The 1,444-nt window shown below is 65.2% G+C and carries 1 protein-coding gene; it reads left to right on the forward strand.

The window, feature by feature from the left end:
- Nucleotides 1-69: 69 nt before the first annotated feature.
- Nucleotides 70-1,428 (forward strand): IS4 family transposase, encoded by a 1,359-nt coding sequence (locus C6N31_RS42140; protein ID WP_232486341.1) that lies wholly within the window; start codon nt 70-72, stop codon nt 1,426-1,428.
- The last annotated feature ends 16 nt before the right edge of the window (nt 1,429-1,444 follow it).

Consider the following 1,444-nt stretch of genomic DNA (forward strand, 5'->3'; position numbering starts at 1 on the left):
CAATGCCGTTGCTTGAACTCGTTAAGCAGTTCGCAGTGACGCTGCAGGGGCGGGGTCGTTGGACCAAGCATGCATCCTTGGGTGGGGTTGTCAGATCATGTGCGGCTGGGGGTGGTGACGCGGTGGGTGACGCCGGAACTGGTTGCCGGGGTGCTGGAGAAGTGCCGGGTCCGGGACAAGAAGCCCGGCGCGCTGCCCGCTGGGTTCATGGTCTATTTCACCCTTGCGCTGGCACTGTTCCAGCAGGACTCATACGACGATGTAGCTGAACAACTGGTCGGCAGTGTGCCAGAGTTGAGTGCGTGCATTCCGAACAAGTCGTCGTTTACCCGGGCGCGCGGGCGTCTGGGGCCCCTGGTGCTGGAGGCCGTGTTCCAGGAGCTGGCCGGCCCGTTGGCGCCGGTCGGGCTGGAGGGCTCCTTCTACCACGGTATGCGGCTGGCGGCGGTGGACGGGTTTGTGCTGGACGCGCCGGACACAAAGGTGAATCGGGCTGCGTTCGGCGGACCGACCAAGAACGGCCAGTCGGCGGGGTTTCCCCAGGTGAGGGTGGTGACACTGACCGAGTGTGGCACCCACGCGCAGATCGACGCGGCGGTGGGCGGCTTCAACGGCGGCGAGCGGGAACTCGCGATCACTCTGGCCGGCTCGGCAGCCGGGATGCTCGTGGTCATGGACCGCAACTTTCCCGGAGTCGCCTTGTGGAAGGCGTATCTGGAAGCCGGGTCACATCTCCTGCTCCGGGCCCGTTCACCAGTGGCCCACCGTCCGGTCGAGCATCTGGCTGACGGCACCTACTTGGCGAGGATGAACCTGGCCGGGCAGAAGGGCGCGCACCCCGGCGGTGTACTGGTCCGGGTGATCGAGTACCGCATCGACGGCGGTGAGATGGTCAGGCTACTGACCGACCTGCTGGACCCGGTGGAGTACCCGGCGGCGGAGCTGGCAGCTCTGTACCGGGAAAGATGGGAGGCGGAGTCGGCATTTCGGCAGATCAAGACGTTCCAGCGCGGACCGGCCGAAGTTCTGCGCTCTGGCGACCCCGCCCTTGTCCGGCAGGAGGTCTGGGCTCATCTGACGGTGCACCACTGCCTGACCCGGGTCGTCATGCAGCTGGCTGACGACAACGGTATCGACCCGGACCGGGTGTCGTTCGTCAAAGTCCTCAAGCACACACGCCGTAGCGTGGTCCGCCAGTGCGCGGACACGCCGACGAAGATCAAGAAGTTCCTGGCCGTGATGGCGGCAAAGGTCCACCGCAAGCTTGACAACGGCACCCGGCGTCTACGGGAGGCGGACCGGCACCTGAAGCGCCCGGACTCGAAGTACTCCTCCAAGCTTTCCTACCGAATCAACACCCGGGACCGGCAACCCACACGGAGGGTCGAGCCCAAGGTCATCACTCTGCATCCCGGGATAGTTCACTAATCAAGCAACGGCATTG

This window comes from Streptomyces fildesensis, assembly GCF_016107395.1.
GTDB classification, from domain to species: Bacteria; Actinomycetota; Actinomycetes; order Streptomycetales; family Streptomycetaceae; genus Actinacidiphila; species Actinacidiphila fildesensis.

Bases quoted from the DNA above. Each gene is read 5' to 3' on its own strand.
- C6N31_RS42140 (WP_232486341.1), top strand. From the start codon at position 70: ATGCATCCTTGGGTGGGGTTGTCAGATCATGTGCGGCTGGGGGTGGTG.